This is a genomic window from Paraburkholderia sp. BL18I3N2 (genome assembly GCF_003001875.1).
Classification (GTDB): domain Bacteria; phylum Pseudomonadota; class Gammaproteobacteria; order Burkholderiales; family Burkholderiaceae; genus Paraburkholderia; species Paraburkholderia phytofirmans.
The window spans coordinates 80004-101898 of the sequence record NZ_PVNC01000001.1; the positions used below are offsets into that span (position 1 = coordinate 80004).

Consider the following 21895-nt stretch of genomic DNA (forward strand, 5'->3'; position numbering starts at 1 on the left):
CACTCTTTCACGCGGCCATCCACGACGCGTCAAACAACCCTGTAATAACGGCTTCGGCCTGCCTAAACCTGAGTGGTTTACTGGGAAACCCTCAAGGCGAAGGGGTCAATTGCCGTTATTCCTTGCAAACATGTAAGCGCCGCGCCTACGCGCCGGCTAGAACAGCAAGGAAAGCCATGCGCAACAACCAGCCTGTCACCGGGCACGAGTACGAATTCCCGTCGTCACACATGCTTGTTTCGGCGACCGATCTCACCGGCCGCATCCAGTACTGCAATCCGGCCTTCATCGCGGTCTCGGGCTTTACGCGCGACGAACTGATCGGTCAGCCGCACAACCTGATCCGTCATCCGGACATGCCGCGCGAAGCCTTTGCCGACATGTGGGCGACGATCCGCGATGCCCGTCCCTGGACTGCGCTCGTGAAGAACCGCCGCAAGAACGGCGATCACTACTGGGTGCGCGCCAATGTCACGCCGGTGGTCGAGAAAGGCGCGGTCGTCGGCTATTTGAGCGTGCGCGTGAAGCCGGAACGCGCTGCGGTGCGCGCCGCCGAAGCGCTCTACGCACGCATGCGCAGCGGCGAGTCCCGCGGCGTGCAGTTGCGCCGCGGGGTGGTGGTGCGCACCGGCGTGCTGGGGCGTCTGCAGGCGCTGATGCGTCTGCCGGTCGCTACGCGCGCGGCGCTCGGCTACGCGATCACGCCACTGGCGCTGCTGCTGACGGGCCTCGCCGCATGGCAAGGCGCGCCGCCCGCGCCGTTCTGGATCGGGTTCGGCGTCGCCACGGCGGTCAGCATCGCCTCGTGGCGGATGCTGACGCGGCAACTTGCCGCGCCGATCCGCGACATGTCGGGATTCGCCACGCGTCTCGCCGCCGGCGATCTCACCGCCGATCTCCAGATCGCGCGCCACGACGACCTCGGCGACGTGCTGCAGGCGCTGAATCAGTTGAAGGCGAATCTCGCGGCGATCGTCTACGACGTGCGCGCCCAGATCACGGGCATGCTGGACAACGCGCGCGAGATATCCAGCGGCAATGTCGATCTCGCGAGACGCACGGAATTGCAGGCGGCGTCGCTCGAAGAAACTGCCGCGACCATGGAAGAACTGACCACGACGGTCCAAGCCAACGCCGATGCCACCGTGCGCGCGCTCGATCTGGCGAGAGACGCCCAGGCGGCGGCCGCGGTCGGCGGCAAGATTGCCGGCCAGGTCGAGCAAACCATGGCGGGTATTACCGCGGCATCGCGGCGTATCGCCGACATCACCGGTGTGATCGACGGCATCGCGTTTCAGACCAATATCCTCGCGTTGAACGCCGCGGTCGAAGCGGCGCGGGCGGGCGAAGCAGGCCGTTCGTTCGCCGTCGTCGCGGGCGAAGTGCGCATGCTGGCGCAACGCTGCGCGGCGTCGTCGAAGGAAATCAAGTCCGTGGTCGAAGCAAGCGCATCCGAAGTCGCGGCCGGCACCGAACTGGTTGCGCGGACAACATCGCAAATGCGCGTGATCGATGAGGCGGTGGGCCGCGTGTCGTCGATCATCGTCGACGTGGCGAACGCGAGCAGCGAACAGGCCGAAGGGATTCGCCAGGTCAATCAGGCGGTCTCGCATCTGGACGGCGCCACGCAGCAGAACGCCGCGCTCGTCGAGCAGGCGGCGGCCACTGCGCAGCGCCTGGCGGAACAGGCGGACGTGCTGGATGAAGTCGTGCGGCTATTCACCGTCGCCGACACAGCGCCGGCGCAACGCGTTGCGGGCGCGAAGCGTGAAACGTTCACCTTGGATGCAGCGCCAATGCCTGCGCCTGAGGTCAAACGACACCGCGCGCCAGTCATCGCCGATGATGTCGAGCAGGAAGAAGCCGCATTGTTCTGATAGATCGGCGTTACTCCCACCTCGACAGTCCAGTATTGACGCAGCACGATGGCTCCGTCAGCGCCCAGTTGTTTGCAAGGGCAGGCTGACCCGAGTAACAACGGCGTTTAGCGGCCCGCCCCCTCCGTGGACGGGCCTATTTTTTTGGGGCTGACGCTGGTGTGCTGGTGTTGACGCAGTTGAGGATTGTTGAGGTTGCGCCTTCGCTCATGTGCCGCTGCCAGTGCAGCAGATCAGGTGAACTGTGAGGAAATACAGGAGCACATCCGCGCAAACTCGCCGCAAGACGTTTGCCTCGCGCGATGCGATGCGGTGCTACGCTACACAGGCAGCGCTCCCATTCTCGCGCCACACGCACCGCCACTAAGACGCGCAAGCGCGTACTCTCATGCCGATTCCCCGCCACCCGGAGGCCGACGTGATCCCTTCCGACCCGCCACGCGTCAATCCGCTGTCTTCGCACCTCGCCGCCATGGCGCGCAACAACGCCTGGTCGAACCTGCGCCTCTACCGCGCTTGCCTCACATTGACCGACGAAGCGTTCGCCGAACACAGGGTGAGCTTCTTCCCGTCGTTGCAGCTCACGTTGAATCACATCCTGCTGGTGGACCGTTACTACTTCGACGCGCTGATCGACGGCGGCGCAGGTCTCACCATTTTCGATAACGAACTGCCCTATCCGCGCGCAGCCGACCTGTGGGATGCACAAGCGCGGAGCGATCAACAACTGCTCGCCTTCTGCGAATCGCTGACTGACGACGATCTGCCACGCGAAGTCCAGATCGACCGTGGACCGTCGGTCGGGGTGCAACGGGAGCAGATCGGCAACGTACTGCCGCATGTTTTCGTCCATCAGATTCATCATCGCGGGCAAGTTCACGCGATGCTGAGCGGCACAGACGCCGCCCCGCCGCAACTCGACGAGTTTTTCCTCGCCGCCGACGCACCGCTGCGCGTTTCCGAACTCGGCGATCTGGACGCGATGCGCGAGCAGCGGACCACGCCGCGCCCCGCTCAATTCCCCTAACCGGAGCGCGCGTCAACTGCGTGACATTCATGGAGAAGGATCGCACCGGCACGGGGCACGAAAAATGCATCCGTCGTGACCTGGAGTCGCGTTAAACTGGTTGTCACGACGGGACGTCACGATAGGCGCTGCCCGGCGGGCCGCGCCAGTCAACGCGCTTGGCGGCGCAAGCCACGCAGGCAGGTGAACGGCGCAAACGTGACCGCGGCGCGACAGACGCCGCCCGATCCTGCCCGTACAATGGTTCAATCAACAACGGAACGAGGACAACTTCGATGCGCACTACCGGGTCTTCCGGGTCAATGGCCCTGCTCACCGAATACGACGACGCAACGGCGCGCGAACTTCGCTCGCTGCGCCTCGAATCGACAGAAGACGGCAAAGGCATTCTTTTGATCGAAGTCGATGAGCGCAAGCCAGGCATACACCGCGAAGTGCGCTATGAAATCACGCCGGCCGAACTGATTGCGGCAATTCGCGCACACGGCGCCGAATTGCCGGGCGAACAGCACAATCATCGTCAATGAAATCCGTCACGCGGCATTGCATCTCTGGTGCGAATGCCGCGTGACGCTTTAGCACCACCGTTTTCTAATTGCTTGCTGAGCTGGCGTCTGCGGACGTCAATCGGGCATTATTTCCGCTCCCGCATATCGCGCGACGTTCGCACCTATTTCGGTTTGTTCAGGTCGCGGTGCTAATGCGTCTTTCAGGTGGCTCAGCGCACTTGAATTAGCGCTTTCCATACCCAAGTAAAGGGCTACTTTTCGGGGCGTTTGCACGTCTTGAAAATGCGTCCATAATCCTTGCATTCTCCTTTGCATTTCCTACCTGCGCCGCGCCCGAAAGGGCCGCGGATGTAAGCCGATGCTACATGATCTCGTCGAGCAATATGGGCCGGCGCTCGTGTTCGTGAACGTGCTCGCCGCCTCGATCGGGCTGCCGGTTCCGGCAATGCCGTCGCTCGTGCTGTTCGGGGCGATGGCCGCCATGCATCCCGGATCCGTGGGCACGCAGTTGGCGCCGGTGCTCATCCTGTCGATATTCGCCACGCTGATCGGCGACAGCGCGTGGTATTTCGCCGGCCGTATGTACGGCGGCAATACGCTGAAGACGATTTGCCGGCTGTCGCTCTCGCGTGACACCTGCGTGAAAAAGACCGAACGCTTTTTCGGCCGCTGGGGCGTGCGCGTGCTGGCCGTGGCCAAGTTCGTGCCGGGACTGTCGATCGTTTCGATCCCTATGGCGGGCGCCATGGGCACGCGCTACCGCACGTTCCTCACTTACGACAGCATCGGCGCCGCGTTGTGGTCCGGCACCGGCCTCATCATCGGCGCGTTGTTCGCCAAGCAGATCGACATGCTGTTCGCCCTCGCCGGGCGCCTCGGTCGTACGGCAGCGCTCGTCGCGGCGGCTCTGTTGCTGGCGTACGGCGCATATCGCTGGATACGCCGGCGTCAGGCGATGGCCAATCTCGCGTCCGCGCGAATCGAAGTCGACGAACTGGCATCGCTCGTGAAGGCCGGCAATACACCGGTGCTGTTCGACATCCGTTCGAACGAGAAGCGCAAACTCGATCCCTTTGTAATTCCGGGCTCGCAATTCGCCGACGAGCGGCAGCTCGACGAGATCGTCGCGACCTATCCGCGCGATCAGAAGTTGGTGATCTACTGTTCCTGCCCGAATGAGATTTCCGCGGCATGGATGGCCAAGCAATTGAACGAAGCCGGCTTTTCCGACGTGCTGCCGCTGCGCGGTGGCATGGAAGCCTGGCGCGACTCGGGCAAGCCGGTGGAATCGCTGCCCAACATGCCGCCGCCCGAAGTGGCGGTCGACGACGTCGCGCCGAAAGCCGTGTAGCGCAAGCAGCGCATCGTGATTCGCGCCTTCGGGCGCCGCGCCGCTTCGCCTCTCGTTCGATCCATCAATGAACACCGAAGGAGCGGTTCAATGCTTTCGACTCAAGAACCTGAAGTGCAGCAACCGGAAGTGCCACAAGCAGACGTGCCACAACCAGACGTCGTCCCGGACGCGCCGTTTTCGTCGCTCTCGACGCGCATGCATCAGATGTTCCCCGCCCTCACGTGTGCCGAAATCGGCCGTCTGCGCAAGTTCGGCGAGATCGGCCACTGGAAGTCCGGTGAACTGCTCTTCGAAACCGGCCTCACCGGTCCCGGCATGTTCGTGGTGCTCGAAGGACGCGTGAAGGTGTATCAGCGCGACGGCATCGGACGCGAAGTGCTGATCAACGAACATGGCGCCGGGCATTTCCTTGCCGAAGTCGGTCAACTGTCGGGACGGCCCGCGCTGGTCAACGGCATGGCGATCGGTTCGGTGGAAGCGCTGCTGATTCCGCCGGAGCGGCTGCGCGCGCTGATCGTCGCCGAAGCGGAACTCGGCGAGCGCATCATGCGCGCGCTGATCTTGCGGCGCGTGTCGCTGATCGAAAAGGGCGCGGGTGGCCCGATCCTGATCGGCAACAGCAGCGACGCGCGGCTCGTCATGCTGCAAGGCTTCCTGTCGCGCAACGGCCATCCGCATTCCGTGATCGACGAACGCGATGAAGATGCGTTGCGTCTGATCGAGCAATTCGCCGCGCAGAAAGAAGACATGCCACTGGTGATCTGTCCGGACGGCTCGGTGCTGCGTCATCCGAGCATGCCGGAACTCGCCACGTGCCTGGGCTTGCTGCCCGATCTCGACGATGCACATGTGTACGACGTCGCGATCGTCGGCGCCGGACCGGCTGGGCTCGCCACCGCGGTGTACGCGGCCTCCGAAGGCTTGTCGGTGATCGTGCTCGACAGCCGCGCGCCGGGCGGCCAGGCTGGCGCGAGCTCGCGGATCGAAAACTACCTCGGTTTTCCAACCGGCATCTCCGGCCAGGCGCTGGCAGGCCGCGCGTTCGTGCAGGCGCAGAAATTCGGCGCGCACGTCGCGATTCCGGTCAACGTGAAGGCGCTGCATTGCGCCGACCGGCCGCATCGGCTGGAACTGAAGTGCGGCGGACATATCACGGCGCGCGCGATTGTGATCGCGAGCGGCGCGGTCTATCGGCGTCCGGCGCTCGAAGGGCTCGATCGTTTCGAAGGGCGCGGCGTGTATTACTGGGCGTCGCCGGTCGAAGCCAAGCTGTGCAAGCGTCAGGAAGTCGTGCTGGTGGGCGGCGGCAACTCGGCCGGCCAGGCGATCGTCTATCTGGCGACGCACGCGGCCAAGGTCCACGTGCTGATCCGGCGCAGCGGCTTCGAAGCCACCATGTCGCGCTATCTGATCGATCGGATCCGCTCGCTGCCGAATGTCTTCGTGCATCCGAATTCGGAGATCGGCCGGCTGGATTCCGACGACAGCGGTTTGTCGTCGGTTACGCTGAAAAAACCGTTGCCCGACGGCACCGATCATTTCGACACCCGCCATCTGTTCCTTTTCACCGGTGCGGACCCGAATACCGACTGGCTGCGCACCTGCGGCGTCAAGCTCGACGAGAAAGGCTTCGTGCTCACCGGCGTGAACGCCGACGGCGCCTCCGTCTGCGATCTCGCGACCACGGTCGAGGGCGTGTACGCGATCGGCGACGCACGCGCCGGCTCGACCAAACGCGTGGCGGCGGCCGTCGGTGAAGGCGCCGCCGTGGTCGCGCAGATTCATGAATTGCTGGCGGTGTCGGCGGGAGAAGCGGTCGCGCTGGGCGCCTGAATCTCTGGACGGTCTGAAGCCCACCGGCCTCGCAGCCGCCGGCGGGTAACCTGCTGTTACACACGCCATCAACTGGTTGCACCTGCTTGCCTTTCTGTCTCGTAATATTGTCGTCAGCCATTCGACAGGAGACAAGCATGTTCAAACGCGCGATCGTTTTTGCCGCCTTCGGCCTTGCCGCCGCCTGCGCATCGACTGCCGCCTCGGCACGGGTAGACGTCGGCGTGTTTGTCAACACGCCTGGTCCGGTGTACGCAGCGCCGCCCGTCTATGCGCCGCCGCCGGTCATCTACGCACCCCAACCGGTCTACGGTTACGGCTACCGGGACGACTACTATCGCGGTGGCCGTCACTGGCATCACGATCATGGCCGTCATCGCGGCTGGGATCGGCATCACGGACGCGACTGGTAAAGGCAAGTTCGAGCGCTTCACGCTACAGTAGCGGCTGCTGATCCAGGCCGGGCTTCGTGCCGGCCCCCTTCGCAGTCACTCACTGATCGACGCCCGCGTGAAGACTCTTTCGCTTTCCGCCGCCCGCACCCTGCATCTGGCCGCGCAAGGTTTGCTGACGCCGCCGCGCCGCAAAGCCGTCAAGGCCGACGTGCTCGATTCGATTCGCCGCATGGCGCAATTGCAGATCGACACGATCCACGTCGTCGCGCGCAGTCCCTATCTCGTCTTGTTCAGCCGGCTGGGCGCTTATCCGCCGCAATGGCTCGACGAACATCTCGCCGAAGGCAAGCTGTTCGAATACTGGTCGCATGAAGCCTGTTTCGTGCCGATCGAAGACTACGGCCTGCTGCGCCATCGCATGCTCGATCCAAGCGGCATGGGCTGGAAATACGCGGCCGAGTGGCACAAGAAACATCGCAAGGAAATTGACAAACTGCTCGCGCACATTCGCGCGACGGGTCCGGTGCGCTCCGCGGATTTTGCCCGCGAGGCGGGCACGGGCAACGGCTGGTGGGACTGGAAGCCGGAGAAACGCCATCTGGAAGTGCTGTTCGCGATCGGGCAATTGATGGTGGCCGAGCGGCGCAATTTTCACCGCGTCTACGATCTGACCGAACGCGTGCTGCCGGCCTGGGACGACGCGCGCGACCTGCCGCCCGCGCACACCGTGACCGGCGCCGTGTTACGCCGCACCTGCCGCGCACTCGGCATCGCGCGCGCCGATTGGGTCGCCGATTACTACCGGATGCCGCGTCGCCCGTATCGCGACGAACTGCATGCGCTCGCCGACCAGGGCGAGCTGATTCCAGTGCGCGTGGAAGGGTGGAAGCAGGACACGTACGTGCATCAAGACTTCGCCGCGCTACTCGACGATGCCGCGAGCGGCAAACTCACCTCGACGGTTACGACGGTGTTGTCGCCGTTCGATCCGGTGGTGTGGGACCGCAAGCGCGCGGCGGCGCTGTTCGACTTCGACTACGCGATCGAATGCTACACGCCCGCGCCAAAGCGCAAATACGGTTACTTCGTCTTGCCGCTGCTGAGTCGCGGCCGTCTGGTCGGCCGCGTGGATGCGAAAGCGCACCGGACTCACGGCGTGTTCGAACTGAAGTCGCTGCACATCGAACCGGGCGTGCGTCTGAGCGCGCGTCTCGTCGGCGATCTGCGACGCGCGTTGCAGCGCTGCGCGGATTGGCATGGCACGCCGCAACTGGAAATCACATCCGCGCCGCCGGAATGGCTCGACGCGTTAACCGTCGGTGACACCTTGGGCGACAGCGTGGCTGCCTGAGCGCCGTATCAACGTCGCACTCAATGCAGCGCCGCCCATGCTAGCGACAGGGAAAACACACCGAGCACGATCGAAGCGCCGCGCTGCATCTTCACCGGATCGAGCCAGCCGAGCTTGCCGCTGCCGAGCGCCGCGCCGAACGCGATCCATGCGAGCGCAATCGGCACCAGCAGGCATGCGAATATCAGCATCGAGAAGGCGTAGGCCGGCAGGTGCGCAAAAGCGATAGCCGGAAAAATCGTGCCGGCGAACAGCAAGCCCTTCGGATTGAGCAGCGTCGCCACGAACAACGTGCGCATGCCACTCGCCCGCTGCGCCGAGTCGGGCAAGGCGACTGCCGCGCGCCACATATCGACAGCGAGATAGGCGATGTACAGGCCGGCCGCCACGCGTAACAGCGAGGGCAACCACGGCAGCGCATGCGCCGCCTGGACGAGAAAATGCCCCCACACCGAGATCGAGACCAGATAGCCGCCCAGTTCGGCGGCGATCAACGGCAGCGAACGCCGCACGCCCTGGCGCAAGCCGGCCGCAGCAAGCAGCGTATTGGTGGGGCCGGGCGTAATCAGCACGACGATAATGCCGACGGCCAGCAGCGCGATGGCAGACGCAGAGAACATAAAAAAGGCGCAGTGTTCGAGAGAAAGTGCGCCTTTTTATCATAGACAGCGGCGGCGCCGAAATGCAGCGGCCAATTACGATGACGAATCGCAACCGCGTAACGCCGTCACCAACCGGCGCAACGGCCAGTCGACATCGGCATGCATGCCGATGTGAACCGCGCCGCCCACCGGCAACGCGCTGTCGCCTTTAGTGATCCAGCTTCGCGCGCAGCTCGCGAGCGGCTTCCAGCAGACCTTCGTAACCTGAACGTGCATGCTCCGGCAAATCGGGATCGCCGACGAACGTGCCGAGCGTTTCGATCAGGCTATACAGAATGCCCTTCGCGGCGCCGGATGCAATGCTGCCCGACGAAACCTGCTGATCCACGTGACTGAGCGCTGCGTCGAGGTTTTCCAGATCGGGCCGGTCGCCCGTGGGTGGCTTAGGCGTTACGTCTTGCGTCATGATGAAACTTCGCTCCGGTTGATGCAGCGGTGAACAAGTCATCCTTTCACGTTGTTATATACCGATCGTGCGTTGCCGTCTATTCGTGATCTGCACGCATGCGACCGGCGTCAAGGCGTCCATCGATACATCAGAATTTTTGCGCGGGCGTCGTCCTCGAGCAGCACGACATACTCGCCGTTGTCGCGTTGCACCGCGCTGATGCCGAGATACACGTCCACCCAGCCACTCGTATTGCCGACGCTCGCGCCCGGCGTCATGTAGCCGACCACCTGGCCGGTGCGCGCGTCGTACACATCCACCCTCTGCGTGTACAACTCCGCTACGAAGATGTAATTGCCGGCCACCGCGACGCCGACAGTCGTCGTTTGCGGATTGCTTTGCGTGTTCCAAGGCAGTGAGATGGTGTACTGCTGCGTCGGCGTGCCGGAGCTCCAGTTGTCATAACGCGCGAGCACCGGGCCCGCCTCTTTCCAATGCGTCGCATCCCATGGAATCGCGCTGGTGAAGCCGGAGATATACATCGTGTCGGTCGCCGCGATGTAGACGATCCGCGCAATCCGCGTGAACGGTTGCGGCATCGGGAACATCTTTGAACTAGCGTACGTGTAGATCGGATTGCCGGCGGAATCGAGACCCTGCAACGGCATTTCTCGGATGCCGCTCAACGGCGTGGCGAGCCAGATATTGCCTGGCGTGTCGACCCACCAGAAGCCGTTGCCGACCGTGCTTCCGGTCGACGGATTGCTGCTGATCTCGCTGGCGTCGACACTGCCGTTGCCATTGCTGTCGCGCCACAGCCATTCGCCGTACGTGGGCTGCGCGGCGGGCCATGTGCCCGGCAGCGGATTCTGCGCGAGCAGGCCGGATGGAATCGCCATTTCACCGTGGGCGGCGTCGAAGCGATAGACGTTCAGATAATGCGCGCCCGGATCCAGCGTATAGAGAAATCGCCGGCCGTTGATTCGACGCACCATCGGCTCGCCGCGCACGCCGCGCGGCTGATGAAACGCGGGGTCGTCCGGATAGTCGAAACGGTCGAGCGTGAAGCCCGCATACGACCATTCGTGGCCAACCGGCTGGTTATAGTCGAGCGCGAAGCGCTTCGAGCCGGTGTAGACGGAATTGGCCGTGGCGGGATCGAACGCGGCGCTATCGAGGAACGTCAGTCCATACAGGCGCCAATTGAAGGCGTGCGAACTGTACACGTAGCTTTCGAGCACCGCGCCTTGTCCGACCGATGCCGATCCGATCGGCCGCGGCCCTTCGCCGTTCTGCGCGACGTACAGATTGCCCGCGGGATCGACGCCAATGCCCGTCATGCCGTTGAAGCGCCAATTGCCCGGCACGCCTTTGACCGCGTGAAAGATGCCGTTGCGCGTGCCGATCGGCGCGGCCGCCTGCGGTTGACCGCTGCCGTCTTTGTTGAAGACGAGAATCTGCTGCGACGGGCCATTGTCCGCAACGAGGATTTGCCCCGCCGGCGTGACCGCGATGTCGGCCGGCACGGCGCCCACGGGCAGTGTCAATGTGCCGGCGAGCGCGGTGCCATTCGCGTCGTAGTGCTGAATAGTTAGGCTTCCGGACGAGATACCGCTGATCACCCACAGCGTCGAATCGGTATCTACCGCAATGCGTCCCGGCGACGTCACGTTCCACGAGCGCAAACGCTGCATCGAATTCGCGTCGAACACGACGATCCGGTTCGCGTAGGTATCCGCCACGTAGAGTTCGCTGTCGGTGGCGGCCATGCCGCGAATGCTCGCGTCGTTGCCGGTCGTTACCGTCTCGAGCGGCAGAAAGCTGTTCTTCGTTGCATTGGCGCTATTGCCGATGCCACCGCTGAACGGCGCGCCGGTCGCCAGATTGGCGAGCGTGCGGCGCGTGACGCCGTACCAGGTCAGGTTGGCTGCGGGAAAGTCCGCGCCCACCAGGGCGTTGCTTTCGTTACCGATCGACATCGCCGCATACAGATACGTGTGATTCACCGCGACCGCGTCGCCACCGGCCGCGCCCCAGCCATGTGTCGAGCCGGCTACGGCAATCTTGTCGCCCGCGCGATAAGCGGCGATTTCACTGCCGCTTTCGTCCCAAGGCGCGTTGGTGTACACGGTGCCATCGGCGCCGACGCTGATGGCCTGAATATCCTGCTGCATCCATTTGCCGTCGCCGAAGCCAAAGCTATTGCCGATCCATGAAGTGGTGTAATTGAGTTGCGATTGCGCTGACGCATTCAATGGAATAAGGCTGTTAAAGATAACAGCGGCCACACCCAGGCGAGAGAACAATGTCACGACGGTATTTCCTTGCGAGGCACGAAGCGCGTCCAGTTGACATGTCCGGCGCGTGTTCGCGCGCATGCGGATCGATAAGCAATCGCGCATGCGTAAAATTTGACGCTTTATCCTCGCATAGAAAAATCGGAAATGTATTGATAAAAAAATCTCTTTAAATGTTGAATTACCCAAACCATTCGAAGCGCATAAGCTTGCGCACGAATACGGCGAATTTCACGCGTGATCAGCAGTCGCAGCCTGCACGGCCGCCGCTTCCGCCGCGGCAACAGCAGGCGATACGATGGCCGGCTGCCCCGTCTGCCGACGCGAGCGGCCCGAGCTCAGATAGTCCGCAATCGAATCCTGCGTGACCTCGCCGACGTAACGGCCGTCGCCATCCAGCACCGGCATCCAGGACGAATTGAACTGGTACATCTTCGACAGCACGATGCGCAGATGCTCGTCCGCGCTAACCGTCGCCTTGAACGCGGACAGATGGTCGCCACACACGCCCTGGGCCGCACGCGCTGCGCGGCGCGTCACATAACCGAGCGCCTGCTGCTTGTCGTCGACGATGGTCAGATAGCGGCTGTCGCTGTCGTCCATCATCTGGAAGGCGCGCGCGACCGGCATGTCGGCATGCGCGGTTTCCGGCTGGGTGGCGGCGTCGCCGGCCTTCACCAGCAAGAGGCGCTTCAACGTGCTGTCCTGACCGACGAACGCGCCGACGAACTCATCGCGCGGATGCGCCAGCAACGTATCCGGATGATCGTATTGCACCAGTTGACCACGACGGAACACGGCCACACGATCGCCGAGTTTGATCGCCTCGTCGATGTCGTGGCTCACCATGATCACGGTCTTGTTCAACTGGCGCTGCATCTGGAAGAACTCGTCCTGAATCGACTCGCGATTGATCGGGTCGACCGCGCCGAATGGCTCGTCCATCAGCAGCACCGGCGGATCGGCGGCCAACGCGCGAATCACGCCGATGCGCTGCTGCTGGCCACCCGACAGTTCACGCGGATAGCGCTTCAGATACTGCTTCGGGTCGAGCGCGACCATCGCCATCAACTCCGTGGCGCGTTCGCGGCAACGTTTCTTGTCCCAGCCGAGCAGGCGCGGCACGACCGTGATGTTCTCCTCGATCGTCATGTTGGGGAACAACCCGATCTGCTGGATCACGTAGCCGATGTGGCGGCGCAATTCGACTTCGTTCAGACCCGAGGTGTCCTCGCCGTTGATCAGCACTCGGCCTGAAGTCGGCGCGATCAGACGGTTGATCATTTTCAGCGTGGTGGTCTTGCCGCAGCCCGACGGGCCGAGAAACACGCAGATTTCGCCTTCGCCGACAGTCAGGCTCACCGAGTCGACCGCCTTCACCTGCTGGCCGTCCTTCTGCGTAAACGTCTTGGTCAGTTTGTCGAGTTCGATCATGTCTTTTGTACTCCCTTCGGGGTCAGCAAGCGTTGCAGCGCTTGCAGCAGCAGGTCGGCGACGATCGCGAGCGCGCTCACGAGCACGGCGCCCACCAACAGTTTCATCATGTTGCTCTGGCCGATCGCACGGATGATCAGCGTGCCGAGACCGCCCGCGCCGATCACCGCGGCAATCGTCATCACGCCGATGTTCATCACCACCGCCGTGCGCACGCCGCCGAGAATCACCGGCACGGCGAGCGGCAGATCGACGAGGCGCAGCCGTTGCCACACCGTCATACCGATGCCGATGCCCGCTTCCTTGATGCCGGCGTCGACGTTGCGCAGCGCGAGGTAGGTGTTGCGCATGATCGGCAGCAGCGAGTAGAGGAACACCGCGGTGATCGCAGGCACCGCGCCGATGCCCTGGCCGAAGCGCGAGAACACCGGAATCATCAAGCCGAACAGCGCGATGGAAGGCAAGGTCAGCACCACCGTGGCAACGCTCAGCAGCGGCGCCGCGAGCCACTCGTGCCGATTGATCAGGATGCCCAAAGGTACGCCGACGACAATCGCGCAGCCCACCGCAATCCCCACCAGCCACACGTGTTGCGCGGTGAGTTGCAGCAACTCAGGCCAGTTGGCCGATAGATAGTCGAATACAGTCATAAAAAAGATCTCCGCTCAGGGCAGCTTGTGCGTGCGCAGAAATTCCGTCGCGACTTCGCGCACCGGCTTGCCGTCGATGTCCACCTGCTTGTTCATCTCCAGCATCGTGTCGTTGTTGAGCGCGTCGGAGAGCGCGTTCAATTGCGGCACGAGTTGCGGGTTCTGGTCGAGCGTCGTCTTGCGCACCACCGGTGTGGCGTTGTACGCGGGGAAATAGTGGCGGTCGTCTTCGAGCGGCATGATGTTGAAGCCTTTCACGCGGCCGTCCGTCGTGTAGATCAGTCCGATCGGCACCTGATTGTTATGCAACGCGGTATAGACGAGGCCCGGATCCATCTGACGCGTTTCCGCGCGGCTGAACTGCATGCCGTAGGCGGCTTCGAGCGGTTTCAGGCCGTCCGGGCGATTGGCGAACTCCGCATCCATCGCGAACACGTGCTTCTTGTTCGGCTCCGCTGCCATCTTCGCCGCGAGTTGCGAAATCGTGCGAATGCCCGTTTGCTGCGCGACTTGCTCCGGCAGACCGAGCGCGTACGTGTTGTTCAGCGGCGAGCAGTCGAGCCACACCAGGCCGCGTTTCGCATCGAGCGCTTTTACGCGCTCGTACATCGTCTTCGGATCGAGCTTTTCGGTGATCTTGTTGTAGACGATCGCGGCGGTGCCGGTGTATTCCCACGTGATGTCGACCTGGCCGTTCTCCTGCGCGCTACGCAACAGCGTACTGCCGAGGCCGGTGCGGGCATCGATCGTATAGCCCTTCGCGCGCAGGTATTGCGACGTGATCTCGGTAAGCACGTACTGCTCGGTGAAATTTTTTCCACCGAGTACGAGCGTCGCCGCGCTCGCCTGAATACTCGCGAAGAGCAATGCGCCCGCGGCGATCCAGCGGCTGCGTTTGAACAGATTCGTCATGCCGTCACCCCGCGTCGCGCGAGCAGGTAGCGGCTGCCGGTCGAGACGATGCCGTCCAGAACCAGCGCGAGAATCGCGGTAGCCGCTGCGCCAAGCAAAAGCTGCTGCTGGTTGTTCAGATAGATGCCGGGAAAGATCAGCGTGCCGAGACTGTCCGCGCCGATCAGATAGGCGAGCGGCGCGCTGCCCACATTGATCGCCAGCGCCGTGCGCACGCCGCCGATGATGATCGGCATGGCGTTAGGCAACTCCACGCGCAACAACGATTGCCAGCCCGTCATGCCGAGGCCGCGCGCAGCCTCGCGCAAAGCGGGCGAGACGTTCTTCATGCCTTCATAGGCATTGCGTGTGATGGGCAGCAACGACGCGAGAAACAGCGCCACGAGCGCCGGAATATCGCCGATGCCGAAAATGCCGAGCGCAATCGCCAGCACGGCCAGCGAGGGGATCGTGTTGCCGATGTTGAAGATCTGCATGAAACGTTCGGCGTGACGCGCCAACGATGGGCGGCTCAGCAACACGCCGGCGGAGACGCCGACCAGCAGCGCGAGCGCCATGGAATAGCCGACGAGCAACAGGTGCCGCTTCGTGTAGTAGACGAGATCGGGCGCGTACTGATGCAGTGCGCCGGGGTCGATCGCGCGGCACAGCAACGCGACGACAACACCGATGGCTACGAGACTGCCGATCAGTCTGGCAGGACGTTGAATCATGAAGATGCGCCTCCTTGTTCGGGCGGCGCGCGAACATAGCCGCGCCGCACAGGCGCCGTGACGACGCTGCGAATGGGAAGTTCGGGACGCGGCACATGCCGCGAGGTGAACCGAGTGGTGCCGGAGGTTTGTTTTCTCCGGCGCGAAGGCGGTGTGATTTCGCCTTCGGTGGCGGACCAGTCAGCAAAACTGGCGCCAGATCCATCGATGATGTTGGTCAGCAGCGCTGAGCTGCTGTCCGATGGGGTTTGAGTGCCCCTTTTGAATGCCGGTTTTTTACCGGCGGCAGAGGCGAATGCAAACTACTGCCAGTTTGCATTTAACCCCTTCTAACGTTGCCCATCTAGCTGCGATTTCGCGGTTAGGGTGCTGCGATTATACGGGCGACGGGCGGCTTCGTCTACCCATGTGGTTAATGCAAAGGAGCTGGCGGGGATGCCGCCTTTGGTTTTTGCTCGATATGCGCTCTCCCGCAAAAGCTCACCGATGGTTTTTTCAACGGCTTTTCGGCTCCCGAAAAGACTCACCTCAAAGCCTCCGGGTGCGGCCGGACCCATCGGAATCGTCACCTTTGATCGACCGGCGCATTGATAGACGATGTCTCTTCGGCGCGTTCGGCGCGGCCGCAAATTAGCGCGCCGCGCCGGCACCACGGTCCGTCACGAAGTCCGCACCCGGCGCACAAAAATACGCCGAGTGAGATCGAACGCGACCAGATTGCCGGCCACCACCAGCAACAGACCGACCACGGCCAGCGCGGACCACTGATAGCCTTCGAATACAGTCGACACCGCCAGCGCCACGATAGGAAACAAGACCGTGCTGTAAGCGGCGCGTTCCGGTCCGATGCGCCCGACCAGCATCAGGTACGCCGTGAAGCCAATCACCGAGCCAAAAATCGCGAGATAGGCGAGCGCGCCGAGATAGCGCGCGGACGGCTCGACGGCAAACGAAAAGCCGGCCAATACGCTGCCCACAGTCAGGACGCTGGCGCCGATCAGCATCGCCCAGCTGTTCGTGGCGAACGGGTGCAAGCCCATCGCTTGCATGCGGCTCGACAACAGATTGCCGGCCGAAAAGCACAGGGTTCCGAGGAACGCGATGCCAAGACCGAACCACGCGGCATGATCGCCGAGATGCCCCGTCATCTGCTGAACGAACAGACATACGATGCCGACGAGTCCCAACGCCGCCCCCGCAATCGCCGTGGGTTGCAACGGCCGGCCCATGAACAGGCGGCCGTTGATCGAATTCAGCAGCGGCGCGGTGGAAAACACCACCGCCACCAGGCCGCTCGGCACCACCTGTTCAGCGTAGTAGAAGCACAAAAAGTTCAGACAGAAGAGCGCCAATCCTTGTGCGATCAGGAAACGCCATGCGGCGCGCGGCGGCCAGATCGGCCGGCGCATGATGCGCAGCAACGCGAACAGCACCAGCGCCGCGATCCAGAAACGCCAGGCAATCGATACCGGCGGCGGCACCGCTCCCAGTTGCCATTTGATCGCGATCCACGTGGTGCCCCAAATCAGAACGGTGACGGCATAGAGGAACAAATTCATAGTCCAGCCTGCAGCAGCAAATACGGGATTTCACTATGCCGCCGCCCGGCCGGCCGCACTTGTCCAGGATTGCGCACTTTTTCGGAGTGGCAAGCCGCCGCTCGCGGGCGGCCGTATACTGGCGCTCATTCAGTCACGACAAGTATTTCGCCCGCTTCGTGAACACCAGACCGCCCGCCCCCGTTACCCACTCCGCTGAAACGCCGTTCGGCCTTCAGTCGGTGTGTCACACGCTGACCAGCGCCAACGCGAATCTGGACCGTTTCGCGTGGCTCGGCGACCGGCTGGCCATAGCCGTCTGGACACGCGACACGGAAGAAGCCGAGACCGTCTACGAGCGTCCCGGCCATCACACGCTGTCGTGCTATCTGGACGGCGGCTATCGCACCGAACGCCAGAAAATGCCGGGGCATTATGGCGCGCCGTCGCGGCTCTGCGCGCTGCCGGGAGAGCACGAATCGCGTTGGTGGGTGCGCGGGCACATGCATTTCATGCACCTGTACTTCCTGCCGGAGCACTTCACGCAGCGCGCGGTTCAGGAGCTGGACCTCGAGCCGCGCGAACTGACGCTCGCCGATCGCACGTATTTCGAAGACGCACGCATCGCCAAGTTATGTCAGTCGCTGGCGAACGAAGACTGGCAGGATCCGGACGGCTTGCTGCGCACCAACGAGACCGCGCATCAGGTGCTGAGTCTGCTGTTGCGCGCGCAAGGCGTGCGCCGCACGAATGCATCGCTCAAAGGCGGTTTGTCGGTCGCAACTCGCCGACGCCTGCATGACTACATCGAAAGCCATCTCTCGCAGGCGCTCACGCTCGGCGAGCTTGCCGGCGTAGCGGCGCTGTCGGAATTTCATCTTGCGCGCATGTTCCGCACCTCGTTCGGACTGCCACCCGCCGCGTGGATCGCGCAGCAGCGGCTCGAACGCGCTCGCACGCTGTTGCGCACCACGGCGCTGCCGCTCGCGCAGGTCGCCGAACAATGCGGCTACGCGAACGCCAGCCATTTCAGCCATCGTTTCCGTGAGAGCGTCGGCGTGGCGCCGACCGCGTATCGGCAGGCTGTCGCCGCCTAGCGCGGCTGGCGCGCTTCACGCGTTGCCGTGGTTACTGCACTTACCGCAACGCCATCGCCAGCACTCGCGCCACGTGAATCGCGTCGACTCCCGCGCCGTCGTGGATCTGATGCCGGCAACTCGTGCCGTCCGCGACCATGAGCGTGTCGCCGTCCATCTTGCGCACCGCCGGCAGCAGCGAAAGCTCCGCCATCGCTTGTGACGTCGCGTAATGCTCGGCCTCGTAGCCAAAACTGCCCGCCATTCCGCAGCACGACGATTCCACCGTCGATACCTTCAGTTCAGGAATCCACTTCAACACGGTTTGCACGGGCGTGAAGGCGTCGAAGGCTTTCTGATGGCAATGGCCATGCACCAGCGCCTGCTGCTTCGCCAAAGGCTTCAACGCAAGCTGCAGACGCCCGGCCTTTTCCTCGCGCACCAGAAACTCTTCGAATAGAAATGCCTGTTTCGACAACCGCTGCGCTTCGTCGCCGAAACCGTAGTGCAGGAACTCGTCGCGTAACGACAGCAAACACGACGGCTCCAACCCGACGATCGGCACACCGCGCTCCACGAACGGCTTGAACAGATCGAGCAGGCGCCGCGCTTCCTGCTTCGCTTCATCGACGAGACCCGCCGCGAGGAACGTGCGGCCGCAACACACGGGCCGCTCGCCCTGGCGCGTGTTGAAGTGCACCGTATAGCCCGCAGCCTCCAACACTTGCTGCGCAGCGCGCGCGTTCTCCGGCTCCATGTTGTTGTTGAACGTGTCGACGAATAGCAGGACTTCTTTGAGGGCGACACCTTGGGCTGCGTTGCGCGCTGACACCGCATCAGCCAAGAAAGACTTCTTGAAGCGCGGCAAACTCCGCTCGGGCGCGAAACCCACGGACCGCTTGAACCATGCCGACAGCACCGGCACGTTGTCGGCGAGCGCCATCAGACCCGGCATGCGGCTGGCCGTCGACGCGTAACGCGGCATGAAAGCCACCAGCCTGTCACGCAGACGCAGCCCGTGGCGCTTGACGCGCGCCGCCCGTGCCTCGATCTTGAACTTCGCCATATCGACGCCCGTCGGGCAATCACGCTTGCAGCCCTTGCAGGACACGCACAGATCGAGCGTTTCCTTGACCTCGTCGCTCGCGAGACCCGCTTCGCCGAGTTGACCGGAAATCGCGAGGCGCAACGTGTTCGCGCGTCCGCGCGTGACGTGCTGTTCGTCCTTCGTCACGCGGTAGCTCGGACACATGGTGCCGGCGTCGAACTTGCGGCAGTGGCCGTTGTTATTGCACATCTCGACGGCTTTCGCGAGACCGCCGGAAAGATCGTTGCCGCTACCCGGCAAGGTCTCCTGTCCGGTCAGCGGATCGCGTTCGACATTCCATGCCGACCAGTCGAGCGCCGTTTCTATGCGATGTTCCTTGTAGCCCGGCGCGAAGCGGAAATTGCGCGCGTCGTCCATTTTCGGCGGACGCACGATCTTGTCGGGGTTGAAGCGGTTGTCCGGATCGAACAGCGCCTTGATCTCGCTGAACGCCTGATTCAGGCGCGGCCCGTACTGCCACGCGACCCATTCGCCGCGGCATAGTCCGTCGCCGTGCTCGCCCGAATAGGCGCCCTTGTACTCGAGTACGAGGGCTGCGGCTTCATCGGCGATCGCGCGCATCTTCTGCGCGCCGTCGCGGCGCATGTCGAGAATCGGCCGCACGTGCAGCGTGCCGACGCTCGCATGCGCATACCACGTGCCTTCCGTGCCATGTCGATGGAACACTTCGGTAAGGCGGCTCGTGTACTCAGCAAGATGTTCGAGCGGCACCGCGCAATCTTCGATGAAGGACACAGGTTTGCCATCGCCCTTCATGCTCATCATGATATTGAGCCCGGCCTTGCGCACTTCCCACAGCGCTTTCTGTTCGTTCGCGTCGGGCATCTCGACGACCGAATCGGGCAAGCCGAGATCGGCCATCAGTTCGGTGAGCTGCTTGAGCGACGCGAGTTGGGCGTCGCGGTCCTCGCCCGCGAACTCCACCAGCAGAATGGCTTGCGGTTCGCCGACCAGCGCCTTGCCGATCACCGGACGAAACGCTGGATTGCCCATCGCGAGATCGATCATCGTGCGATCGACCAACTCCACCGCCACCGGTTTCAGCTTGACGATGTGCTGCGTGAGATCCATCGACTGCCAGAAGGTCGGGAAGTTGACCACGCCGAGCGTTTTATGCGCGGGCAGCGGTGCAAGCCTGAGCGTCAACTGCCGGCTGAACGCGAGCGTGCCTTCTGAGCCGACCAGCAGATGCGCGAGATTCGCGACGCCGTCGTCGGTATAGGCGCGCGGGTTCTGGCAATCGAACACGTCGATGTTGTAGCCCGCCACGCGGCGCAAGACTTTCGGCACGCGCGCCACGATTTCATCGCGCTCGCGTTCGGCGATCTGCTTCACGCCAGCGAGTATCTGCTGCAAGCGCGCGCCTTGCGGCGCCTCGCGCAACGAGGCGAAATGCGCTTCGCTGCCGTCGGCGAGAATCGCGTCGATTGCGTCGACGTTGTGCACCATGTTGCCGTATTCGATCGAGCGCGAGCCGCACGAATTGTTGCCGGCCATGCCGCCGATCGTGCATTGCGCGGCTGTCGAAACATCCACCGGAAACCACAGACCGTGAGGCTTGAGCCACGCGTTCAGATGATCGAGCACGACACCCGGTTCGACCGTCACCGTGCGCGCTTCGGCATCGAAGGCGACGATGTTGTTCAACCATTTGCTCGTGTCGATCACCAGCGCTTCGCCAACCGTCTGGCCGCATTGGCTCGTGCCCGCGCCGCGCGCGAGCAGCGGCACTTTTTCGCTGCGCGCGATTTCCAGTGCGATGCGCAGATCGTCCTGGTCGCGCGGCACCACTACACCGACCGGCGTGATCTGATAGATCGACGCATCGGTCGCGTAACGGCCACGGCTCGCCGTGTCGAACAACACGTCGCCGCGCAATGATCTGCGCAGATGCTGCGCGAGCGGACTCGTCAGACGCGCGGCGGACGGGACCAGGTGGATCGGCTTGACGAGTAAAGCGGAAGTGGGGTTCGTCATATCGTCGGCCTATGGCAAAGACAGGAAGCGGCTAGTACAGCGTGAGGCTGACCGGCGCGAGTCCCTCAATGCGCCCGTTCGCCGTGCCCGCCGTCTTCGGAAAGAACATGCCGGTGTATGAACCGGCCGTGATGACCATCTCCGGCGTCACGGCAATGCCGCGCGACGTGGCGTGATTGACGAGCCACGTCAGCAGGCGCCGCGGATCGCCGGCAGGATTGGCGGGCGTGGTTTTAACCACATCCTGTCCGTCGAAACTGAATTGCAGCGACGGCGCCGCAAACGGAAAGTCCGCGCGATACGGCGTGAAATCGCCGACGATCAACGCGCGGTGATTCTGCATGTCCGCGAGTTGAGCGAGCTTGTCGATGGCGGGCCATTCGGCGTAGCGGCTCGCCACGATCTCGATAGTCGCGCCGATCGAGCCGATACTCGCCAGCACTTCGGCCTCGCTATACGGCGTGGCGGAAACATCGAACCGCCGCCCGAAGCGAAACGCGATTTCCAGTTCGAGTCCCAAGGGCGCGGAGTCATAGCGCGGCAAACGTGCGCCGTCGGCATGCAGGTCGAGGTCGGGTAACGGCGCGCCCTGGATCGGACCGCTCCCGGACTTTGCGCCGATTTTCCAACCGGCGATCCGCGCGCCGCATGCATCCAGGATCTCGTGCTGGATCGCGTAGGCCGCGGCGGCGTCCGCAGGGGTTTGCTCGGGCGGCAACGTGTCGAGCGTGGCGTGATTGCGGCGTGCGTCGGCGAGACGCCGGCTGAGTGCTGTCGTCATAGTGTCGTGTCGT

General features: G+C 63.3%; 18 protein-coding genes. 8 read left to right on the top strand and 10 right to left on the bottom strand.

The window, feature by feature from the left end:
* The first annotated feature begins 176 nt into the window (after window positions 1-176).
* From B0G75_RS00330 to B0G75_RS00360, 7 genes are all read left to right on the top strand, one after another.
* Window positions 177-1877 carry a PAS domain-containing methyl-accepting chemotaxis protein gene (locus B0G75_RS00330; protein ID WP_106299573.1) on the top strand — a complete coding sequence of 567 codons (1701 nt, stop codon included), beginning with the start codon at window positions 177-179 and terminating at the stop codon, window positions 1875-1877.
* 418 nt (window positions 1878-2295) lie between these two features.
* Complete coding sequence (locus B0G75_RS00335) at window positions 2296-2904, top strand: DinB family protein (protein ID WP_106301713.1); 609 nt, start codon at window positions 2296-2298, stop codon at window positions 2902-2904.
* A 275-nt stretch (window positions 2905-3179) separates the two neighbouring features.
* Window positions 3180-3431 (top strand): hypothetical protein, encoded by a 252-nt coding sequence (locus tag B0G75_RS00340; protein ID WP_007178686.1) that lies wholly within the window; start codon window positions 3180-3182, stop codon window positions 3429-3431.
* 340 nt (window positions 3432-3771) lie between these two features.
* Window positions 3772-4764, top strand: a complete 993-nt coding sequence (locus B0G75_RS00345; protein ID WP_012428734.1) for a DedA family protein/thiosulfate sulfurtransferase GlpE — start codon at window positions 3772-3774, stop codon at window positions 4762-4764.
* Window positions 4765-4854: 90 nt separating this feature from the next.
* Window positions 4855-6600, top strand: coding sequence for an FAD-dependent oxidoreductase (locus B0G75_RS00350; RefSeq protein WP_106299575.1), 1746 nt, complete (start codon window positions 4855-4857; stop codon window positions 6598-6600).
* 137 nt (window positions 6601-6737) lie between these two features.
* Window positions 6738-7013, top strand: coding sequence for a hypothetical protein (locus tag B0G75_RS00355; RefSeq protein ID WP_106299577.1), 276 nt, complete (start codon window positions 6738-6740; stop codon window positions 7011-7013).
* A gap of 97 nt (window positions 7014-7110) precedes the next feature.
* Window positions 7111-8346, top strand: a complete 1236-nt coding sequence (locus B0G75_RS00360) for a winged helix-turn-helix domain-containing protein (RefSeq protein WP_106299579.1) — start codon at window positions 7111-7113, stop codon at window positions 8344-8346.
* 20 nt (window positions 8347-8366) lie between these two features.
* Here B0G75_RS00360 and B0G75_RS00365 read toward each other — a convergent pair whose 3' ends face one another.
* From B0G75_RS00365 to B0G75_RS00400, 8 genes are all read right to left on the bottom strand, one after another.
* The gene (locus B0G75_RS00365; RefSeq protein WP_106299581.1) at window positions 8367-8966 is read right to left on the bottom strand and encodes a LysE family translocator; all 600 of its coding nucleotides are present in this window, start codon (window positions 8964-8966) and stop codon (window positions 8367-8369) included.
* Between the two features lie 190 nt (window positions 8967-9156).
* Window positions 9157-9414 carry a hypothetical protein gene (locus tag B0G75_RS00370; protein WP_012428738.1) on the bottom strand — a complete coding sequence of 86 codons (258 nt, stop codon included), beginning with the start codon at window positions 9412-9414 and terminating at the stop codon, window positions 9157-9159.
* A gap of 110 nt (window positions 9415-9524) precedes the next feature.
* Window positions 9525-11708 (bottom strand): hypothetical protein, encoded by a 2184-nt coding sequence (locus B0G75_RS00375; RefSeq protein ID WP_106301715.1) that lies wholly within the window; start codon window positions 11706-11708, stop codon window positions 9525-9527.
* Window positions 11709-11924: 216 nt separating this feature from the next.
* Window positions 11925-13127, bottom strand: coding sequence for a betaine/proline/choline family ABC transporter ATP-binding protein (locus B0G75_RS00380; protein ID WP_106299583.1), 1203 nt, complete (start codon window positions 13125-13127; stop codon window positions 11925-11927).
* Window positions 13124-13777: an ABC transporter permease gene (locus tag B0G75_RS00385; RefSeq protein WP_106299585.1), complete on the bottom strand. Its 654-nt coding sequence runs from the start codon at window positions 13775-13777 to the stop codon at window positions 13124-13126. Before B0G75_RS00385 ends, B0G75_RS00380 begins: the two co-directional genes overlap by 4 nt.
* A gap of 15 nt (window positions 13778-13792) precedes the next feature.
* Window positions 13793-14689 carry a glycine betaine ABC transporter substrate-binding protein gene (locus tag B0G75_RS00390; RefSeq protein WP_106299587.1) on the bottom strand — a complete coding sequence of 299 codons (897 nt, stop codon included), beginning with the start codon at window positions 14687-14689 and terminating at the stop codon, window positions 13793-13795.
* Window positions 14686-15402, bottom strand: a complete 717-nt coding sequence (locus B0G75_RS00395) for an ABC transporter permease (RefSeq protein ID WP_106299589.1) — start codon at window positions 15400-15402, stop codon at window positions 14686-14688. The genes B0G75_RS00390 and B0G75_RS00395 overlap by 4 nt, the downstream gene beginning before the upstream one ends.
* A gap of 659 nt (window positions 15403-16061) precedes the next feature.
* A complete protein-coding gene (locus B0G75_RS00400) occupies window positions 16062-16961 on the bottom strand; it encodes a DMT family transporter (protein WP_106299591.1) in 900 nt (299 codons plus the stop codon).
* A 158-nt stretch (window positions 16962-17119) separates the two neighbouring features.
* Here B0G75_RS00400 and B0G75_RS00405 point away from each other — a divergent pair, with 158 nt between their 5' ends.
* On the top strand, window positions 17120-18037 hold the full coding sequence (locus B0G75_RS00405; protein ID WP_106301718.1) for a helix-turn-helix domain-containing protein: 918 nt from the start codon (window positions 17120-17122) through the stop codon (window positions 18035-18037).
* 40 nt (window positions 18038-18077) lie between these two features.
* Here the strand turns inward: B0G75_RS00405 and B0G75_RS00410 are convergent, their stop codons facing one another.
* Both B0G75_RS00410 and B0G75_RS00415 read right to left on the bottom strand, forming a co-directional pair.
* Window positions 18078-21101: an FAD-binding and (Fe-S)-binding domain-containing protein gene (locus tag B0G75_RS00410; protein WP_106299593.1), complete on the bottom strand. Its 3024-nt coding sequence runs from the start codon at window positions 21099-21101 to the stop codon at window positions 18078-18080.
* A gap of 31 nt (window positions 21102-21132) precedes the next feature.
* Complete coding sequence (locus tag B0G75_RS00415) at window positions 21133-21882, bottom strand: 2-keto-4-pentenoate hydratase (protein ID WP_106299595.1); 750 nt, start codon at window positions 21880-21882, stop codon at window positions 21133-21135.
* Window positions 21883-21895: the final 13 nt, after the last annotated feature.